Origin of the sequence: Pseudomonas baetica, from assembly GCF_051216495.1 — a bacterium.
Lineage (GTDB): Bacteria > Pseudomonadota > Gammaproteobacteria > Pseudomonadales > Pseudomonadaceae > Aquipseudomonas > Aquipseudomonas baetica_B.
This window is the reverse complement of sequence record NZ_JBPKAM010000233.1, coordinates 1-1,752: the sequence shown is the minus strand read 5'-3', so window position 1 is coordinate 1,752 and position 1,752 is coordinate 1. Positions and strand designations below refer to the sequence as shown.

Annotated in this window: 2 protein-coding genes; both read right to left on the bottom strand. The window is 62.8% G+C overall.

Annotation, left to right across the window (positions count from 1 at the left end):
• Positions 1-142: 142 nt before the first annotated feature.
• Positions 143-1,177, bottom strand: coding sequence for a 2,3,4,5-tetrahydropyridine-2,6-dicarboxylate N-succinyltransferase (dapD, locus tag ACSFE6_RS31445; RefSeq protein ID WP_435431257.1), 1,035 nt, complete (start codon positions 1,175-1,177; stop codon positions 143-145).
• A 32-nt stretch (positions 1,178-1,209) separates the two neighbouring features.
• Entirely contained in the window at positions 1,210-1,572 is a 363-nt protein-coding gene (locus ACSFE6_RS31440) for an ArsC family reductase (protein ID WP_008057297.1), read from the bottom strand.
• Positions 1,573-1,752: the final 180 nt, after the last annotated feature.

The following is a 1,752-nucleotide window of genomic DNA, read 5'->3' as shown; positions in this document are numbered from 1 at the left end:
CCCCCCCCCCCCCCCCCCCCCCCCCCCCCCCCCCCCCCCCCCCCCCCCCCCCCCCCCCCCCCCCCCCCCCCCCCCCCCCCCCCCCCCCCCCCCCCCCCCCCCCCCCCCTCCCACAGGTGGTCGGTTACGTTGCCCGCAACAATCAGTTGTGAGCGTGCAGCGCTTCGTTCAGTTCGATGGCCGATTTGTGGGTTTTGCATTCCACGGCACCGGTCTCCGAATTGCGACGGAACAGCAGGTCGGTCTGGCCTGCCAATTCACGCGCCTTCACGACTTTGACCAGTTGGTTTTTCTCGTCCAGCAGCGCCACTTTGGTGCCGGCGGTGACGTACAGGCCCGACTCAACGGTATTGCGGTCGCCCAACGGGATACCGATACCGGCGTTGGCGCCGATCAGGCAGCCTTCGCCGACCTTGATCACGATGTTGCCGCCACCCGACAGGGTGCCCATGGTCGAGCAGCCACCGCCCAGGTCCGAACCCTTGCCGACGAACACGCCAGCGGAGACGCGGCCTTCGATCATGCCCGGGCCTTCGGTGCCGGCGTTGAAGTTGATGAAACCTTCGTGCATCACGGTGGTGCCTTCGCCCACGTAGGCGCCCAGACGCAGACGGGCGGCGTCAGCGATACGCACACCGGCCGGCACCACGTAGTCGGTCATTTTCGGGAACTTGTCCACCGAGAACACTTCCAGCAGCTCGCCACGCAGGCGCGCTTCGAGTTGATGCTCGGCCAGTTCGGACAGGTCGATGGCGCCCTGGCTGGTCCAGGCCACGTTCGGCAGCAGCGGGAAGATGCCGGCCAGGTTCAGGCCATGTGGCTTGACCAGGCGATGGGACAGCAGGTGCAGCTTGAGGTAGGCCTCAGGGGTCGACGACAACTGGGCATCTTCGGCCAGCAGGGTGGCGACCAGCGGCTTGTGGCTTTCGGCCAGGCGGGTCAACAGGGCAGCCTGGGCAGCGTCGACGCCTTTGACGGCTTCCGCCAATTGCGAGGCCTGAGCGGTGGTGAAGGCGATGGCCTGGTTGCCTTCGCTGTAGCCCAGGATCGGGGCAACGGCGGCGACCAGTTCGGCCGACGGGTTGAGCAGTGGCTGCGCGTAGAATACTTCCAGCCAGGCGCCTTCACGGTTTTGAGTGCCGACACCGAAGGCCAGGCTGAACAGGGTAGTGGACATGTTGATACCTCTAGCAAATTGAAACGGGCTGCTTACTTCAGAGCTGCCGCGTAGATATCTGGCTTGAAGCCAATCAGGGTTCGGTCACCGAGATCGAGCACCGGGCGCTTGATCATCGAAGGTTGTGCGAGCATCAGTTCGATGGCTTTCGACTGGTCGAGATCGGCTTTGCGTTCGTCGTCGAGCTTGCGAAAGGTCGTACCTGCACGGTTCAACACCACTTCCCAACCGTGCTCGTTGCACCATTGGGTCAGGTGTTCACGGTCGATGCCGACCGCCTTGTAATCATGAAAGTCATAGCTGACAGCGTGTTCATCGAGCCAGGTGCGCGCCTTTTTCATGGTGTCGCAGGCTTTGATGCCGAAAAGGTGCAACGTTTTGCTTGAAACGGTCAAGGAATCGCCCCCTTTACAGGTGCTGGAGAAAAAAGGTGTCGGATTATGCCATGACCGGACGGTTTCGCGGCGGCTGTGGTCGGGTTTGTATGTGTGCCCTGGCATAAAACCTGAACCTTAACCTGTGGGAGCGAGCCTGCTCGCGAAAGCGGTGTGTCAAACAACGGGGATGTTGAATGT

What these genes read in the sequence shown, in the direction of transcription:
- dapD (WP_435431257.1), bottom strand. Translation starts at nt 1,177, where the DNA reads ATGTCCACTACCCTGTTCAGCCTGGCCTTCGGTGTCGGCACTCAAAAC.